This window comes from Nocardia sp. 852002-51101_SCH5132738 (genome assembly GCF_001665695.1).
GTDB classification, from domain to species: Bacteria; Actinomycetota; Actinomycetes; order Mycobacteriales; family Mycobacteriaceae; genus Nocardia; species Nocardia nova.
Genome location: NZ_LZML01000201.1, coordinates 1 through 15,672, shown reverse-complemented (window position 1 = coordinate 15,672; position 15,672 = coordinate 1). Strand labels below are relative to the sequence as shown.

Genomic DNA, 15,672 nt, shown 5'->3' with positions numbered 1-15,672 from the left:
ACCCCCACCCGGGCCACCGATGTTCGATCGCTCGACGCTCGATGTATATCCGCTGAAAACGCAGGGAAGGATCGATCGTGAGGGGCTTGATCCGCAGATGGAACGCAGTTCTGTTCGGCTCGCTCGTCGTCATCGCGGGCGCGGCGATATCGGCGCCACCCGCGTCGCCGCAACCGGCTACGCAGGTCGCCGCCGATGATTTCTACATACCGCCGCCGCCACCGCCGATGCCGCCGGGCACGATCCTTCGTACCCAACCGGCGGCGCTGGCTTTGTCGGCACCCGGCCAGCCGGGTGTCGTGCCGGCGGCGTCGACGCGAATGATGTATCTCAGCAGCGATACTCACGATGCCCCGACCGCGGTGGTGGCGACGTATCTGCAGCCGGTGGTGCCGTGGACCGGGCCGGGCGAACGTCCGCTGGTCGCCTACGGCGTCGGCTCTCAGGGCCAGGGCGACCAGTGCGCGCCGTCGAAGGTGCTGCCGCAGTTGGCCCAGTTCCGGCCGCCGTACGACGTCATCGCCGAATACGACGTCATCGCGCTGGCCTCGTTGCTCGCCCGCGGTATGGCCGTGGTGCTGACCGATTATCACGGACTGGGCACGCCCGATGTGCACGACTTCCTCAACCGGAAGGCCCAGGCGTATGCCGTACTCGATTCCGCCCGTGCCGCATTGCAGCTGCCGGGCACCGGACTGAATCCGCATTCGCCGGTCATCCTGTTCGGCTATTCCCAGGGCGGTATGGCCTCGGCCGGGGCCGCCGAACTGCAATCGAGCTACGCACCCGAACTGAACGTGCGTGGTGCCTACATCGGCGGCCCGATCGTCGACCCCGAGAATTTCATCGGATACAACTACGGCCAGCCCGGTGTCGGATCCGCCGCGCCGTTCACCCTCAACGGTATCGCCGCCGACTATCCCGAAACGCGGCCGATCCTCGATGCCGAAATCAACGACGCGGGTAAAGGGTTGATGCGCGACGCGCTGGACAAGTGCGCTATCGCCGCGTCACTCGACATTCAAATACGGCGAATAACGCAAATCACCAATAGCGGAGAACCTCTCACCGCTCTCATCGACCGGTCGCCGGCGCTGAAAGCGGCATTCGACGAACAGCGCATCGGAACGATCGCGCCCACGATGCCCGTGCTCATCGCCTCGGCCGTGAACGACGAAGGCACACCGTATCCACCGGTTCGCGCCGTGGCCGCCGGGTGGTGTGCCGGCGGCACTCCGGTCCAGCTGGACGCGAATCCGCAACTGCCCGCTATCACCGGCGTCGTGGGCACCCACGACCTGGCCTATTTCCCGTCGCTGATGACCGCGCATTCATGGATGACCGATCGGCTGGCCGGTCTGCCCGCGCCGACCAATTGCGGCGCCCTACCGTAGCGAGCCCGGCAGACGCCGCCCGCCGACAGGGTGGGCGGCGTCGCGTCGTCTCGGATCGAGACCCAGTCCGAAAAACTGCTGTCATACCTTGGCGATTTCGGGGTATCCGCACGTCGGTAGGTCTTTTTCGCTGATCTCTGGACAGCCTGGGAGGAGCGGCTACTCTGAATGTTTCAGGCCTACGCCGCTTCATATTTCAGGCCGGCGCCGCTTCGCGCGGCCGCATTCTCGATCTGGTGTCACTTCTGGATAGCGAGAAGTACATGGCGATCTTCGAAAACACGCGTGCCCGCGACCCCAAGCGCTACCTCTGGATGCTGGGGTTGATAGCACCGGCCTGTGCCCTGCTCCCCGGACCGCTGGTGGTAGTCACCGGCTCACCGGTGTTCTGGTGGATCGGGCCGATCATCGTCTTCGTGGTCATCCCCCTGCTGGACTGGGCGATCGGGAACGACGGCAGTAATCCGCACGACGAGGACTACGAAGCGCTCTCCAACGACCGCTACTACCGTTGGTGCACTTACCTGTTCTTGCCGATGCAATTCCTCGGCCTGTTCATCGCGGGCTATCTGTGGGTGGACACGGGGCTGTCGTTCGTCGACAAACTCGGCCTCACCATCACACTCGGAGTGGTGTCCGGCATCGGGATCAATGCCGCGCACGAACTCGGCCACCGGTCCGAGCATCTGGAACGGTGGCTGTCGAAGATCGCCCTGGCGCAGTCCGCGTACGGGCACTTCTTCGTCGAGCACAATCGCGGCCATCACGCGCGCGTCGCGACACCGGAGGACCCGGCCAGCGCCCGCTTCGGCGAGTCCCTGTGGGTGTTCCTGCCGCGCAGCATGTTCGGCGGGCTCCGCTCGGCGTTCCGGCTCGAACGAGACCGCCTGGCACGCAGGGGAAAACGGTGGTTCAGCTACGAGAACCATCTGTTGCAGGCCTGGTCGATGAGCGTCGTGCTGTTCGGCGCCATGATCCTGTATTTCGGTCCGCGGGTGATCCCGTGGCTGGCCTTGCAGGCGTTGATCGGCGCCTGTCTGCTCGAGACGGTGAACTACGTCGAGCACTACGGCCTGCTGCGCGTGCGCCGCGCCGATGGCACATTCGGGCGCTGCTCGCCGCGCGACAGCTGGAACAGCGACAGTCTGGTCACCAACATCTTCCTGTTCCATCTGCAGCGCCACAGCGACCACCACGCGAATCCGGGTCGCCGCTACCAGACCTTGCGCAGCGTCGAGCAGGCGCCACAGCTTCCGATGGGCTATGCCGGGATGGTCCTGCTGGCGGCGGTGCCGCCGCTGTGGCGCGCCGTGATCGATCCTCGCGTGCTGGCCCACTACGGCGGTGACCTCGGCCTGGTCAACGTCAAAACGCGGCGCAAACAGCCGATCGAGGGGACTGGCGAGCGCTCGCGCTGAGTTTTTCGGCGATGCGCCGTGCCGTGCCACAGCGCGGATTTGCGACCTGGTCGAGGGATTGGCCGTGCCGAGCACCGTTCAGCGGTTACTCTCGATGATCGAGACGTTCTCGTGCGAACGTTGTCGGATAGGCCCACGCAAACCTCGAGCCGGATCGGTTGTCGCCGGTGATCAGGGAGGAGCCGTTCGCGATGGTGATGTTCGAGTCGACGAAACGATCTACCGTGCCTACCGCGGCGCCGCGACACCCCCGAGTGGGTGATGCGCGATGACCGGGCCCTCACCTCTCAACGGCGGCGAACCCGCCCTGCTGAACGGTTCGGTGACGCTGGTCGAGGGCAGCACCTTCTGCCTGTCCGACCGGGTCGGCGATGTGGAATCGGGAACCTCACAGGGCCTGTTCTATCGCGACGCCCGGGTGGTGTCGCGGTGGGAGCTGCGCGTGGACGGGCAGCGGCTCGAACCGCTGTCGGTGCTCAGCCCCGAGGCATTCACCGCGCGCTTCATCCTGCGGCGGCCGCCGCGGTCCGGCGCCGCCGATTCCAGTCTCCTGGTGGTGCGCGAACGACTCGTCGCCGACGGGATGCGAGAAACGGTCATCCTGGAGAATCTCGGCCGCGAACCCACGGCCGTCGTGCTCGAGCTGCGCGCCGACGCCGACTTCGTGGATCTGTTCGCCGTCAAGGAGGGCCGGGCCGGGCACGGACGCGCCGAAATACTGGTCACCGACAACGAACTGCTGCTCAACGACCGCTCCGATCGCGCACGCGGCCTGGCAGTGTCCTCCTCGGAGCTCCCGACCGTGCTGCCCGGCTCGCTGACCTGGCGCATCGTCGTGCCCGCCACCGGCCGCTGGCAGACCGAGATCCTCGCGCAGCCGACCGTGGCCAATCAGCGGGTGCATGTCGCCCTGCGCCCCGGCGAGCACTATCGCAGCAGCGAACCGGGCCGCAAGATGGCGGCCTGGCGTGACACCGCCACCAAACTCACCACGGGTGATCCGCAGCTCACCGCCATTCTGCAGCGCACCGAAAGCGATTTGGGCGCACTGCAGATTCGCGAGGAACGCCGGCATCGCACCTTCGTCGCGGCCGGCGCACCGTGGTTCATGACGCTGTTCGGCCGCGACTCACTGCTCACCGCGTGGATGGCGCTGCCGCTGGACTCCTCGCTCGCACTCGGGACCATGCAGCAGCTGGCCGAAATGCAGGGCCAGCAGGTCGACGCGCTGACCGAGGAGGAGCCGGGCCGGATCATGCACGAGATCCGCCGCGGACCGGCGGGCGGACTGGCCCTGGGCGGGGAGGTGTACTACGGAACCGTAGACGCCACACCACTTTTCGTGATGCTGCTGGCCGAGACCCGGCGCTGGGGTGCGTCGCCGGAGGCGGTGCAGACGCTGCTGCCGGCGGCGGACGCGGCCCTCGACTGGATGTCGCACTTCGGCGATCGCGACGGTGACGGCTTCGTCGAATATCAGCGCGCGACCGACCGCGGCCTGATCAACCAGGGCTGGAAGGACAGCTTCGACGGCATCAACGACGCGGCCGGACATCTCGCCCAGGCGCCGATCGCGCTGTGTGAGGTACAGAGCTACGTCTACGCGGCGATCCTGGCCCGGGCCGAACTGGCCGAGGAATTCGGCCAGTCGGACAAGGCCGGGAAGCTGCGCGAACATGCCGCCGAATTGCGCACGAAATTCGCCGAAGCCTTCTGGATTCCCGAAAAGGGCTGGTATGCGGTCGCTTTGGACGGTAACAAGCGCCGCGTCGATGCGCTCACCAGCAATGTCGGCCATTGCCTGTGGTCGGGCATCGTCACCGACGACCACGCCGAACAACTGGTGCACCATCTGGCGACCGCGGAGATGGACTCCGGATTCGGTTTGCGCACACTGTCTTCCGGGATGGGCGCGTTCAATCCGATGAGCTATCACAACGGTTCGGTCTGGCCGCACGACACCGCCATCGCGGTCGCCGGTCTGCTGCGTTACCGCCACATCCCGGGCGCGGTCGGGCTGGCCACCCGGTTGTCCAACGGATTACTCGACGCCGCAACCGCTTTCGGCGGCCGGCTGCCCGAGTTGTTCTGTGGTTTTCAGCGCTCCCGCTTCTCGGCGCCGGTGCCGTATCCGACCTCGTGTTCCCCGCAGGCCTGGGCCAGCGCCGCGCCGCTGTTGCTGGTCCGTTCGTTCCTGGGGCTCGAACCCGACGTGCCGCACCGCACGGTGACCGTCCTGCCGCATGTCCCCGCGCGCTGGGGCAGGGTAGAGCTCACCGATCTGCGCCTCGGCGGAACGGCGGTGGATCTGGCAGTGGACGGTGAGCAGGTGACCGCCGCCAACCTGCCCGAGGATTGGCGGCTGATCACCCACTGACCTCACAGAATCACGCGCTGGTCCTCGGGCAGGAAGAGCTTGTCCGAGGGCTGGACGCTGAAGGTCGCGTAGAACTCCGGCAGATTGCGCACCACCTGGTTGCAGCGGAATTCGCCGGGGGAGTGCGGATCCGTGGCGACCTGCTGTTCGAGCGACTGCTGGGTCTGCTTCTCCCGCCAATTGCGGCCCCAGGACTGGAACATCGGGGTGTAGTCGGGCGTGTTGCGGCCGTTCTTGGCTTCCTCGATGCGGAAGGCGGCCAGCGCGATCATCAGTCCGCGCAGGTCGGCGAGGTTCTCACCGACGGTCAGCTGGCCGTTGACGTGATCGCTGGGCGGCAGGCCCTCGGGCACCAGGGCGTTGTACTGATCGATCAGCTGCTTCGTCTTGGCCTCGAAGGCGGTCCGGTCCTCCGGGGTCCACCAGTCCTCGCGATTGCCGTCGCCGTTGTACTTCGAGCCCTGGTCGTCGAAGCCGTGCCCGATCTCGTGGCCGATGGTCGCGCCGATCGCGCCGTAGTTCACCGCCGGTTCGGCGTCGGTGTCGAAGAACGGGGCTTGCAGGATCGCGGCCGGGAAGTTGATGGAATTGGAGGTTGCCTCGTAGTAGGCGTTGACGGTCTGCGGCGACATACCCCATTCGGCCTTGTCCACCGGCGTCCCCAGCTTGTCCATCGAACGCTTCGCCTCGAAAGCCTCGATGGCGAGCAGGGATTCGACCAGCCGGCCGCGCGTGACCTTCAGCTTCGAATAGTCCACCCACTTGTCGGGGTAGCCGATCTTGACCGTGATCTTGTCCAGTTTCGCGATCGCGGCCTCGCGGGTCCGCGGCGACATCCACGACGAGTTGCGGAAGTTGTCGCGATAGGCGGCCAGCAGATTGTCGACCAGCTCCTTGGCGCGCGTCTTCGCCTGCGGCGGAAAGTATTTCGCCGCGTACAACTTGCCCAGCTGCTCACCGAGATTGGCGTCGACCACCGCGACCGCCGACTTCCACAGCTCCGGGCGCTGCTCGATCCCGCTGGTGGCCTTCAGGAAATCGAAATTCGCGTCCGACAGATCCTTGTTCATGTACTTGGCGTATTTGCGCAGCAGGCTGAGCTTCAGCCATTCCCGCCAGATGTTGATATCCACCTCGGTCCACAGCTGCCCGGCCGCGGTGACGAACGACGGTTCGCCGACGACCATCTTCCCGAACAGTTCCTTGGGCCGGTCGGTGCTGCCGGCCAGCCACGGCTCCCAGTCGAAACCCGGTGCCAGCGTGGTCATCTCGTTCCACGCCATGAGGTTGTAGGTGGCATCGGAGTCGCGGGTGCGCACGTTGTCCCAGTAACCGGCGGCGATGCGCTTCTCGAGATCCAGTGTGCGTTCGGCCGCGCCGTCCGGATCGGGCAGGCCGGCGCCGGTCGCCAGTTTGTGCAGCAGCGTCTGGTACGCGGAAAGATATTGCGCGAATTCGGGATTCCGGTAGTACTGCTCGCTCATTCCGAGACCGGACTGGCCCACGGACGGAATGTAGGCATTCGAATTCTTGCGGTCGATACTCACACCGAGCCCGATCAGGCCGCCCAGCGGCAGCGCGCCCATGACCTTCGCGAGATCGGCCTTGGTCTGCGCCCCGTCGATCCGCGCGAACAGCGGTTGCAGCGGGGTGGTGCCGAGCTTCTCGAGTGTGTCGAGATCCATCCGCGCGTCGTAGAGGTCGCGGATCTGCTGGCCCTCCGACCCGTCCTTAGGATCGTGGATTCCGTCGATGACCTCGCGCAGCTGCCCTTCGACCCGATCGGACACCTCGGCGAAGGTGCCGTAGGAGACCTTGTCCGGCGGCAGTTGGTAGGTGCGCAGCCAGGCGCCGTTGATATTGCGGTACAGATCGTCCTGCGGCCGCACCGCGGGATCGACGCCCGACAGATCGGGGCCGGTGAGGGGTTTCGGCTTCGCGTCGCTATTGCACGCCACCAGGGCGGTGGCCACCGGCACCGCGCCGAGGGCGATCAGGAACGAGCGGCGACCCAGGCGGACCTGGCGACCGGACGATGTCACAGAAAATCCTCTCCCCGACTCATCGTGCACCTGCGCGACGACCGTCACTGCGACTCCACGCGGAGGCCGGGCCGGTTGCGTCCGTGAGAGGCTAACCGAACCTGCTGAGACTCGGCTGAGTTCGACCGCCACCCGTGGGGTGGCCGTGCCGGACCCCGTTCGACCCTGATTTGGGCGCGACCTGCGGCTTCGCTACACTTGTCGGGTTGCCTGCGGGTATTGTGCCCGCACTTCGGCCGCGAACCCACAGTGGTTGATCCTTCCGATCATGCAAAACCGCTGGCAGGCGCTGCCCCGCTGAGCTTGCGGGAGCGGGCCGTCAAGGTCCGTCGAAGGGCAACTGACCATGCCCGTCGGGTCGGCAATCCGGCGTGCATTACGTCCAGGTCTAGGAGGAGCTGAAGTGATTCAGCAGGAGTCGCGACTGCGCGTCGCCGACAACACGGGTGCCAAGGAGATTCTGTGCATCCGCGTGCTCGGCGGGTCGTCGCGTCGCTATGCCGGTATCGGCGACGTCATCGTCGCCACCGTCAAGGACGCCATCCCCGGCGGCAACGTCAAGAAGGGTGACGTCGTCAAGGCGGTCGTCGTGCGCACCGTCAAGGAGCGTCGTCGTCCGGACGGCTCGTACATCAAGTTCGACGAGAACGCCGCGGTGCTGATCAAGGCGGACAACGATCCGCGTGGCACCCGCATCTTCGGCCCCGTCGGCCGCGAGCTGCGTGACAAGCGGTTCATGAAGATCGTTTCGCTGGCCCCGGAGGTGCTCTGACATGAAGGTGCACAAGGGCGACACCGTGATCGTCGTCTCGGGTAAGGACAAGGGCGCAAAGGGCAAGGTCATCCAGGCCTACCCGGCGACCGACAAGGTCCTGGTCGAGGGCGTGAACCGGATCAAGAAGCACGTCGCGAACTCCGCGAACCAGCGCGGCGCCAGCTCCGGCGGCATCGTGACCCAGGAGGCGCCCATCCACGTGTCCAACGTGATGGTTGTCGACTCCGACGGCAAGCCGACCCGGGTGGGTTACCGCACCGACGAGAACGGCAAGCGGGTGCGCATCTCCCGTCGCAACGGGAAGGACATCTGAGCATGACCACGTCTGAAAAGATTCAGCCCCGCCTGAAGCTGCGCTACCGCGCGGAGATCAAGGACGCGCTGAACAACGAGTTCAACTACGCCAACGTGATGCAGATCCCGGGCGTGGTGAAGGTCGTCGTCAACATGGGTGTCGGTGACGCCGCCCGCGACGCCAAGCTGATCAACGGCGCCGTCAACGACCTGGCCCTGATCACCGGTCAGAAGCCGGAGATCCGCAAGGCCCGCAAGTCCATCGCGCAGTTCAAGCTGCGTGAGGGTATGCCGATCGGTGCGCGCGTCACGCTGCGTGGCGACCGCATGTGGGAGTTCCTGGACCGCCTGGTGTCCATCGCGCTGCCCCGTATCCGCGACTTCCGCGGCCTGTCGCCGAAGCAGTTCGACGGCAACGGCAACTACACGTTCGGCCTGAGCGAGCAGTCGATGTTCCACGAGATCGACGTGGACTCCATCGACCGTCCGCGTGGTATGGACATCACGGTCGTCACCACCGCGACCAACGATGAGGAGGGCCGCGCCCTGCTCAAGCACCTCGGCTTCCCGTTCAAGGAGAACTGAGCACATGGCTAAGAAAGCTCTCGTCAACAAGGCCGCCGCGAAGCCGAAGTTCGCCGTGCGTGGCTACACCCGCTGCCAGCGCTGCGGCCGCCCCCGCGCGGTCTACCGCAAGTTCGGCCTGTGCCGCGTCTGCGTCCGTGAGATGGCGCACCGCGGCGAGCTGCCGGGCGTGCACAAGAGCTCCTGGTGAGCTCGCGCTGCTGAGGCAGCGCCCGCGCTGAGCGCGACAATCGAATCGAAGAAGGGTACGGACTCGGGCGAGTCCGTACCCTTCTTTGCGTGGGGTCTGCTCGCGTGCCGACAACCCTTAATACGAACAGCCCTTATTTAAGGTTATGCGATAACCTTAAATAAGGAGGTGGCATGGCTAAGGTTGTGCGGCAGCACTGGACTGGCAATCTCGATGCCGGATTGTCCCGGAAAGACCGTGGTTCGGGCAGCTACGAAGCATATGTGCCCGATCGTCTGGTCGGGCGTTCGATCGTGCTCGACAGTGACACCGCCGCCGATGTCGTCGACGCGGAAGTCGCTGTCCACCAACTCGATTCCGAAGCCAACGCGCTGGTCGAAACCGAGGCGCTGTCACGTCTGTTGCTGCGAGCCGAGGCCATCGCGTCCTCACGGATCGAGGGATTGGAAATCGGAGCCCAGCGGCTGTTGCGGGCCGAGGCTGCCCGGCAAGCGGAAGGAGCATCCAGCGACGTGACAGCTGTGGAGGTGCTGGCCAATATCGATGCCATGGCCGTGGCCGCCAATGCTGTCGCGCCTGACGAGCCGATCACCGAGGAGATACTCCTCGAGGTTCATCGCCGTCTGCTCGCCGGGACGAACATCGCATCGCACGGCGGGGAACTGCGCACGGTCCAGAACTGGATCGGCGGCAGTTCGTACAATCCGTGTTCGGCGGACTTCGTCCCACCACCACCCGAATACGTCCCCGAATTGATCCGGGATCTGATCGATTTCTGCAACAGCGATGATCTGCCGGCCGTCGCGCAAGCCGCGATCGCGCACGCGCAATTCGAGACGATTCACCCGTTCATCGACGGAAACGGAAGAACGGGCCGGGCGCTGATACATCTGATTCTGCGACGCCGCGGTGTCGCCGAACGTGTGGTCGCCCCCGTGTCATTGGTCCTTGCCACTTGGAGGGACAGCTATATCGAAGCCCTGACCCGCTTCCGGTATATCGGTGCACCGGAGTCGGCGGAGGCGATATCCGGTCTGAACATCTGGGTCGCACGTTTTGCGGCGGCCTGTGCCCGGGCTGTCGCGGACGCTACGGTTTTCGAGTCGGCGGCCGCTGATCTGCAGCGTTCATGGCGTGCGCGAGTGGCCCCGGTGCGCGCGAATTCCGCACTCGATCTGCTGCTGGGCAGACTGGTCGGCGCGCCGATCCTGACAACCTCCACCGCCGCCACGCTGATCGGCAGGAGTTTCCCCGCGACCAATGCGGCCATCGAGCGTCTGACCGAGGCCGGCATCTTGCGACAAGTCACCGTCGGCCGCCGGAATCGAGCCTTCGAATCACCCGAAGCAATAGCGGCATTCACCGCCCTCGAACGACGATTGGCCAGTCCGCAGGGCACCCGGACCTCGGACCCATCGCGGCCCGTGCCGCGCCGAGCGCAGTCCCGGTGAAAGTCTATCGCGCTGAGTTGTGTTGTCCCGCTGAGTATCTCGGTTCGCGTTGTCGCACAACAGCCAATTCGGGACGGTCAGAGTTCGAGGTCGGACCACGGGATGTTGATGGGGAAGGGGAATTTCGTGTTGATCGCGGGGGACTCCTTCGGAGTCCATTTCCCGGTGAGCAAGTAGTTCATCGGGTAGAGGGGGTAGACACCGGCGGGTAGATCGCCGTGGGTTCTTTCCAGGGCGAATGTGCGTACGGTGGCGATCGCGCCCTTCTCGCGCTCCAGGGTGACTTCCCAGTACCAGGGGATGCCCGCCGGGGCGTAGCGTGCCCGCCTCTCATCCATATCGGTGTGCGAATTCAAAGGTGACAGGACTCCGCCGACCAGCAGCACATCGGCGGCACGGACGTCCTGATACGGGTTCGGCAAACACCGTGTGACGAGAAAATCAGGAGTCACGAAATCGGATTTCCCCGTCGAACCGAAGAAGACATTCGTTTCGGTGTGCACCCGCCAGCACTGCTCGGGATCCGCGGACATCGCTTCCTGGGCGCACCGGCGCAGCCCACTCCACAGGAGATTGGTGAAGTCCTGGTGTTCGGCCGGGCCTCTCGGCAACCAGACGACGCGGCCTTCCCACAGCTCGACCTGACCGGCGATCTCGTCCGGCAGCCGCTCCAGCTCCTCCCACGTCATGTATTCGGGGAGGTGAGGACGTTCGATGCGCGGATGCGACATGCTTCGATCGTAGACTCGCTCGGCCGCCATCGGGTGTGCTCAGCCCCGATCCTCAGCCCCCTCCGGGCCCGCCGGGAGGTTCGGTCGAGCATGTCGCTCCGGGTATCGGGGCCGGCTGGCAGCTCGGCCGCCAAGAGCGCATCGCGGAAGAACTCGAGGTGTCGATCGCCTCGCATGCTGCCGACGTCGAGCTGAAATCTGCTGGCGCGCAACGTTTCTCTCGAGTGCAGAGCTTGAACTATGTACTCCGGCATGGAACAGTTCGAGCTGGAATCGAAACCGTAGAAATGGGACAAATATGAAGAAGTTCGCCGTTGTCGCCGCGTTGATCGCAGGGCTCGCAGCGCCCGTCGGTTCCGCGGCCGCGGAACCGGTCACCGCGCCCGCCGCCGTAACCCCGATCGATGCTCCGACGGGCTCGTCGTCGGCGGATGTCTTCTGCGCCGTCTTGAAATTCCTGAAAGGCGGATGGGCGGGGCGGCCGGCCGACTGCTCTTTCTGAGGAGTGCGGTTTGCTGACCCGAAAACTATGACAGTCAAAGGAATTTCGACATGAGGTCGAAGGGTGTCGGTCGTCATGCCGCGGCAGTTGCGTGCGGCACGGTGATGCTGCTCGCCGGCTGTGACGCCACCTCGGACAACACCGCGCCGACTCCGGGCAGGACTACTTCTGTAGCGGCCACCGCCGCCGGGCTCCCGGCTACGGCTGCTGTCGGGGGTGGGTTCACCGCAGCACCGGCGCCGCCCCCAGAGGCGGGCGCACCGGCGCCGCCCCCCGACGCGGGCGCACCGGTCACCGCCCCGCCCGGGACGCCCGCCGCCACGACCGCGGCACCCGCGGCCGCTGCCTTCTGGGATCCGTGCTCGCTGCCGGACTCCGAGATCGCTGCGGCCGGATTGAACGCCGCCGGAAAATCTCGGCTGTCGGACAGCACGTATCCCACCTGGAAGATGTGCAAGTGGTCGTCTGCTGATGAGACCTTCGAGCTGGTGATCGCCTCCTCGGACCGGACGGTGGACGACCTGCTCGCCCCCGGGACCTACCAGGACCTCAGGCGGACCGAGTATTACGGCCGGCAGTGGATCCAATATCGCTCGGTCGAGGACACGAACAAGATCGCCTGCGATATCGCCACGCCGGCCGAATTCGGCAGTATCGTGTTCGCGTTTCGCACCGCCGGGGGCAAGCGCAACGGGGTCGACACCTGCGCCAAAGGAAACGAGGTCGGGGCTCGTCTGTTCCGGTCGCTACCCTGATCGAGCCCTGCGCGGGCAGCTGATCGCGGGGGACTCCCCGCAGCAGCCACCCGCCTGATCCGGGTCGGCCTTCTCGTGCATCGTCCACCGAAGCCGGCCCGGGCGGCGCGAGAGCCGACCGTCTCGATCTCACCCCGATTTTGCCCGCTCATACCGCTCGCCTACACTAGACCGGTTGCTCGGGCACCCTCGTGCCCATATGCGTGCGCGCTGCTCCGGGTGACAGCATTCCAATCCGGTCGGCAACGGTGTCGGCCGGACCAGCCGAAATTGTCGTAGGCCCACGACCGCCCCGCGTGACGGTGCTGTATGGGAACCGCGGCGAGAAAGGTAACGGTCAACACATGACCATGACTGATCCGATCGCAGACTTTCTGACCCGTCTGCGCAACGCCAACTCGGCGTACCACGATCAGGTGAAGGCCCCGCACTCGAAGCTCAAGGCGAACATCGCCGAGATCCTCAAGCGCGAGGGCTACATCGCCGACTACCGCACCGAGGATGCGCCCGTCGGCCAGACCCTGATCGTCGACCTGAAGTACGGCCAGAGCCGGGAGCGCAGCCTGCAGGGTGTGCGCCGCGTCTCGAAGCCGGGTCTGCGGGTGTACGCGAAATCCACCAACCTGCCCAAGGTGCTGGGCGGTCTGGGCGTGGCAATTATCTCCACGTCGAAGGGCCTGCTCACCGACCGTCAGGCCAAGCAGCAGGGTGTGGGCGGGGAAGTCCTCGCCTACGTCTGGTAAGGGAGGTAGGAACAATGTCGCGTATCGGTAAGAAGCCGATCTCGGTTCCCGCCGGCGTCGAGGTGACCATCGACGGCCAGCAGGTGTCGGTGAAGGGTCCGAAGGGCACCCTCTCGCACACCGTCGCCGAGCCGATCACCGTCACTAAGGCCGAGAACGGTGAGCTGGAGGTGGGCCGTCCGGACGACGAGCGCCGCAACCGCTCGCTGCACGGCCTGAGCCGCACCCTGATCAACAACATGATCGTCGGCGTGACCCAGGGCTACGAGAAGAAGATGGAAATCTTCGGCGTCGGTTACCGCGTGCAGCAGAAGGGTTCGAACCTCGAGTTCGCCCTCGGCTACAGCCACCCGGTTCCGATCGAGGCCCCCGAGGGCATCACCTTCCAGGTCGAGGCCCCCACCAAGTTCTCGGTGTCCGGCATCGACAAGCAGAAGGTCGGCCAGATCGCCGCAGTGATCCACGGCCTGCGCAAGCCCGACCCGTACAAGGGCAAGGGCATCCGCTACGCCGGTGAGGTCGTTCGCCGCAAGGTCGGAAAGACGGGTAAGTAAGCCATGGCACAAACTGAAGCTCAGAAAGCCGCCCGCCAGCCGGTCGGCAAGGATGCGTCGACTCGTCGCCGGGTGTCGAAGACCCGTCGGCACTTCCGTCTGCGCAAGAAGGTCCTCGGCACCGCCGAGCGTCCGCGTCTGGTCGTGTTCCGCTCCTCGCGGCACCTGCACGCCCAGGTGATCGACGACTCCGTCGGCAAGACCGTCGCCTCCGCGTCCTCGATCGAGGCCGATGTGCGCGCGCTCGACGGTGACAAGTCCGCGAAGGGCAAGAAGGTCGGCGAGCTGCTGGCCGCCCGCGCGAAGGCTGCCGGTGTGGAGGCCGTGGTGTTCGACCGCGGTGGCCACGACTACCACGGCCGCATCGCCGCTCTGGCGGATGCTGCTCGCGAAGGTGGGTTGAAATTCTGATGCAGATTCAGCTCATGGACCGAATGAACATGAACGGAAGGAACGTCTGATGCCGGGACGTCAGCGGCGTGACGGCGGCAGCGGACCCGCCGGACAGGGTGGCAGTGGCAACGAGCGCGATCAGCGCGGCGGCGGTCGTGACCGTCGCGGCGGCGGTGACCGTCGCGACAATGCCGCCGAGAAGAACCAGCTCGAGCGCGTCGTCGCGATCAACCGCGTCTCCAAGGTCGTGAAGGGTGGTCGTCGCTTCAGCTTCACCGCCCTGGTGATCGTGGGCGACGGCAACGGCCTGGTCGGTGTCGGATACGGCAAGGCCAAGGAAGTCCCCGCGGCCATCCAGAAGGGTGTCGAGGAGGCTCGTAAGGGCTTCTTCCGCGTCCCGATGATCGGCAGCACCATCACGCACCCGGTGCAGGGTGAGGCTGCCGCCGGTGTCGTCATGCTGCGTCCGGCCTCGCCCGGTACCGGTGTGATCGCCGGTGGTGCGGCGCGTGCCGTGCTGGAGTGCGCCGGTATCCACGACATCCTGGCCAAGTCGCTCGGTAGCGACAACGCCATCAACGTCGTGCACGCGACCGTCGCTGCCCTGAAGATGCTGCAGCGTCCGGAGGAGGTGGCCGCTCGCCGCGGTCTGCCGATCGAGGACGTTGCCCCGGCGGGCATGCTGCGTGCGCGTGCCGGACAGGGAGTCTGACATGGCACAGCTCAAGGTGACCCAGATCAAGTCCACGATCGGCGCCAAGAAGAATCAGCGGGAGTCGCTTCGCACCCTCGGCCTGCGCGGTATCCGCCAGACCGTGGTCCGCGAGGACAACGCCCAGAACCGCGGGCTGATCAACGTCGTGCGCCACCTCGTTTCCGTTGAGGAGGAAACCGCATGACCCCCATCAAGCTCCACCACCTGCGGCCCGCCCCGGGCGCCAAGACCGAGAAGATCCGTGTGGGTCGCGGTGAAGGCTCCAAGGGTAAGACCGCCGGTCGCGGTACCAAGGGTACGAAGGCTCGCAAGAACGTGCCGGCCCGTTTCGAGGGCGGCCAGATGCCGATCCACATGCGCCTGCCGAAGCTGAAGGGGTTCACCAACCCGTTCCGCGTCGAGTACCAGGTCGTGAACGTCGGCGATATCGCGCGGCTGTTCCCGCAGGGCGGCACCATCGGCAAGGACGAGCTCGTCGCTGCCGGTGCCGTGCGCAAGAACCAGTTGGTGAAGGTGCTCGGCGAGGGTGAAATCGGTGTGGCCGTTCAGGTCAGCGCCGACAAGTTCTCCGGCTCCGCCAAGGAGAAGATCACCGCCGCCGGTGGTACCGCCACCGAACTGGGCTGACAGTTACTGGTAATACAGTCGGGGGGGGGGGGGGGGGGGGGGGGGGGGGCGGGGGGGGGGGGGGGGGGGGTGGGGGGGGGGGGGGGGGGGGGGGGGGGGGGGGGTGGGGGGGGGGGCGGGGGGGGG

Annotated in this window: 18 protein-coding genes; 16 read left to right on the top strand and 2 right to left on the bottom strand. The window is 65.9% G+C overall.

Annotation, left to right across the window (positions count from 1 at the left end):
- The first annotated feature begins 77 nt into the window (after window positions 1-77).
- From A5789_RS30975 to A5789_RS30965, 3 genes are all read left to right on the top strand, one after another.
- Window positions 78-1,394 (top strand): lipase family protein, encoded by a 1,317-nt coding sequence (locus A5789_RS30975; RefSeq protein WP_155525593.1) that lies wholly within the window; start codon window positions 78-80, stop codon window positions 1,392-1,394.
- Between the two features lie 314 nt (window positions 1,395-1,708).
- Entirely contained in the window at window positions 1,709-2,812 is a 1,104-nt protein-coding gene (locus A5789_RS30970; protein WP_082857263.1) for an alkane 1-monooxygenase, read from the top strand.
- A gap of 268 nt (window positions 2,813-3,080) precedes the next feature.
- Entirely contained in the window at window positions 3,081-5,189 is a 2,109-nt protein-coding gene (locus A5789_RS30965) for a glycogen debranching N-terminal domain-containing protein (protein ID WP_063016702.1), read from the top strand.
- Between the two features lie 2 nt (window positions 5,190-5,191).
- Here A5789_RS30965 and A5789_RS30960 read toward each other — a convergent pair whose 3' ends face one another.
- Window positions 5,192-7,231 carry a M13 family metallopeptidase gene (locus A5789_RS30960; protein ID WP_227462747.1) on the bottom strand — a complete coding sequence of 680 codons (2,040 nt, stop codon included), beginning with the start codon at window positions 7,229-7,231 and terminating at the stop codon, window positions 5,192-5,194.
- Between the two features lie 403 nt (window positions 7,232-7,634).
- Here A5789_RS30960 and rplN point away from each other — a divergent pair, with 403 nt between their 5' ends.
- The 5 genes from rplN to A5789_RS30935 all read left to right on the top strand — a co-directional run bounded on the left by rplN (window position 7,635) and on the right by A5789_RS30935 (window position 10,526).
- A complete protein-coding gene (gene rplN, locus A5789_RS30955) occupies window positions 7,635-8,003 on the top strand; it encodes a 50S ribosomal protein L14 (protein WP_030513395.1) in 369 nt (122 codons plus the stop codon).
- 1 nt (window position 8,004) lies between these two features.
- Window positions 8,005-8,319: a 50S ribosomal protein L24 gene (rplX, locus tag A5789_RS30950; protein ID WP_036498213.1), complete on the top strand. Its 315-nt coding sequence runs from the start codon at window positions 8,005-8,007 to the stop codon at window positions 8,317-8,319.
- Between the two features lie 2 nt (window positions 8,320-8,321).
- Window positions 8,322-8,885 (top strand): 50S ribosomal protein L5, encoded by a 564-nt coding sequence (gene rplE / locus A5789_RS30945; protein ID WP_030513397.1) that lies wholly within the window; start codon window positions 8,322-8,324, stop codon window positions 8,883-8,885.
- A gap of 4 nt (window positions 8,886-8,889) precedes the next feature.
- Complete coding sequence (locus A5789_RS30940; RefSeq protein ID WP_025347225.1) at window positions 8,890-9,075, top strand: type Z 30S ribosomal protein S14; 186 nt, start codon at window positions 8,890-8,892, stop codon at window positions 9,073-9,075.
- Window positions 9,076-9,248: 173 nt separating this feature from the next.
- Window positions 9,249-10,526, top strand: a complete 1,278-nt coding sequence (locus A5789_RS30935) for a Fic family protein (protein WP_064905227.1) — start codon at window positions 9,249-9,251, stop codon at window positions 10,524-10,526.
- Window positions 10,527-10,603: 77 nt separating this feature from the next.
- Here A5789_RS30935 and A5789_RS30930 read toward each other — a convergent pair whose 3' ends face one another.
- The gene (locus A5789_RS30930) at window positions 10,604-11,257 is read right to left on the bottom strand and encodes a Uma2 family endonuclease (protein WP_064905259.1); all 654 of its coding nucleotides are present in this window, start codon (window positions 11,255-11,257) and stop codon (window positions 10,604-10,606) included.
- 298 nt (window positions 11,258-11,555) lie between these two features.
- Here A5789_RS30930 and A5789_RS30925 point away from each other — a divergent pair, with 298 nt between their 5' ends.
- The 8 genes from A5789_RS30925 (at window position 11,556) to rplO (ending at window position 15,546) form a co-directional block, all read left to right on the top strand.
- Entirely contained in the window at window positions 11,556-11,759 is a 204-nt protein-coding gene (locus A5789_RS30925) for a hypothetical protein (protein WP_064905229.1), read from the top strand.
- 50 nt (window positions 11,760-11,809) lie between these two features.
- The gene (locus A5789_RS30920) at window positions 11,810-12,514 is read left to right on the top strand and encodes a DUF3558 family protein (protein ID WP_082941078.1); all 705 of its coding nucleotides are present in this window, start codon (window positions 11,810-11,812) and stop codon (window positions 12,512-12,514) included.
- Window positions 12,515-12,858: 344 nt separating this feature from the next.
- Window positions 12,859-13,257, top strand: a complete 399-nt coding sequence (rpsH, locus tag A5789_RS30915; RefSeq protein WP_030513400.1) for a 30S ribosomal protein S8 — start codon at window positions 12,859-12,861, stop codon at window positions 13,255-13,257.
- Window positions 13,258-13,271: 14 nt separating this feature from the next.
- Complete coding sequence (rplF, locus tag A5789_RS30910; protein ID WP_030513401.1) at window positions 13,272-13,811, top strand: 50S ribosomal protein L6; 540 nt, start codon at window positions 13,272-13,274, stop codon at window positions 13,809-13,811.
- A gap of 3 nt (window positions 13,812-13,814) precedes the next feature.
- Complete coding sequence (rplR, locus tag A5789_RS30905; RefSeq protein ID WP_030513402.1) at window positions 13,815-14,222, top strand: 50S ribosomal protein L18; 408 nt, start codon at window positions 13,815-13,817, stop codon at window positions 14,220-14,222.
- Window positions 14,223-14,271: 49 nt separating this feature from the next.
- Window positions 14,272-14,916, top strand: coding sequence for a 30S ribosomal protein S5 (gene rpsE / locus A5789_RS30900; RefSeq protein ID WP_039776501.1), 645 nt, complete (start codon window positions 14,272-14,274; stop codon window positions 14,914-14,916).
- Between the two features lies 1 nt (window position 14,917).
- A complete protein-coding gene (gene rpmD, locus A5789_RS30895) occupies window positions 14,918-15,103 on the top strand; it encodes a 50S ribosomal protein L30 (RefSeq protein ID WP_030513404.1) in 186 nt (61 codons plus the stop codon).
- Entirely contained in the window at window positions 15,100-15,546 is a 447-nt protein-coding gene (rplO, locus tag A5789_RS30890) for a 50S ribosomal protein L15 (RefSeq protein ID WP_030513405.1), read from the top strand. Before rpmD ends, rplO begins: the two co-directional genes overlap by 4 nt.
- Window positions 15,547-15,672 lie beyond the last annotated feature (126 nt).

What these genes read in the sequence shown, in the direction of transcription:
- rplX (WP_036498213.1), top strand. Translation starts at nt 8,005, where the DNA reads ATGAAGGTGCACAAGGGCGACACCGTGATCGTCGTCTCGGGTAAGGAC.
- rplR (WP_030513402.1), top strand. Translation starts at nt 13,815, where the DNA reads ATGGCACAAACTGAAGCTCAGAAAGCCGCCCGCCAGCCGGTCGGCAAG.
- rpmD (WP_030513404.1), top strand. Translation starts at nt 14,918, where the DNA reads ATGGCACAGCTCAAGGTGACCCAGATCAAGTCCACGATCGGCGCCAAG.
- A5789_RS30965 (WP_063016702.1), top strand. Translation starts at nt 3,081, where the DNA reads ATGACCGGGCCCTCACCTCTCAACGGCGGCGAACCCGCCCTGCTGAAC.
- rplE (WP_030513397.1), top strand. Translation starts at nt 8,322, where the DNA reads ATGACCACGTCTGAAAAGATTCAGCCCCGCCTGAAGCTGCGCTACCGC.
- A5789_RS30940 (WP_025347225.1), top strand. Translation starts at nt 8,890, where the DNA reads ATGGCTAAGAAAGCTCTCGTCAACAAGGCCGCCGCGAAGCCGAAGTTC.
- rplO (WP_030513405.1), top strand. Translation starts at nt 15,100, where the DNA reads ATGACCCCCATCAAGCTCCACCACCTGCGGCCCGCCCCGGGCGCCAAG.
- rplF (WP_030513401.1), top strand. Translation starts at nt 13,272, where the DNA reads ATGTCGCGTATCGGTAAGAAGCCGATCTCGGTTCCCGCCGGCGTCGAG.
- A5789_RS30920 (WP_082941078.1), top strand. Translation starts at nt 11,810, where the DNA reads ATGAGGTCGAAGGGTGTCGGTCGTCATGCCGCGGCAGTTGCGTGCGGC.
- A5789_RS30935 (WP_064905227.1), top strand. Translation starts at nt 9,249, where the DNA reads ATGGCTAAGGTTGTGCGGCAGCACTGGACTGGCAATCTCGATGCCGGA.
- rpsE (WP_039776501.1), top strand. Translation starts at nt 14,272, where the DNA reads ATGCCGGGACGTCAGCGGCGTGACGGCGGCAGCGGACCCGCCGGACAG.
- rpsH (WP_030513400.1), top strand. Translation starts at nt 12,859, where the DNA reads ATGACCATGACTGATCCGATCGCAGACTTTCTGACCCGTCTGCGCAAC.
- A5789_RS30925 (WP_064905229.1), top strand. Translation starts at nt 11,556, where the DNA reads ATGAAGAAGTTCGCCGTTGTCGCCGCGTTGATCGCAGGGCTCGCAGCG.
- A5789_RS30970 (WP_082857263.1), top strand. Translation starts at nt 1,709, where the DNA reads ATGCTGGGGTTGATAGCACCGGCCTGTGCCCTGCTCCCCGGACCGCTG.
- A5789_RS30930 (WP_064905259.1), bottom strand. Translation starts at nt 11,257, where the DNA reads ATGTCGCATCCGCGCATCGAACGTCCTCACCTCCCCGAATACATGACG.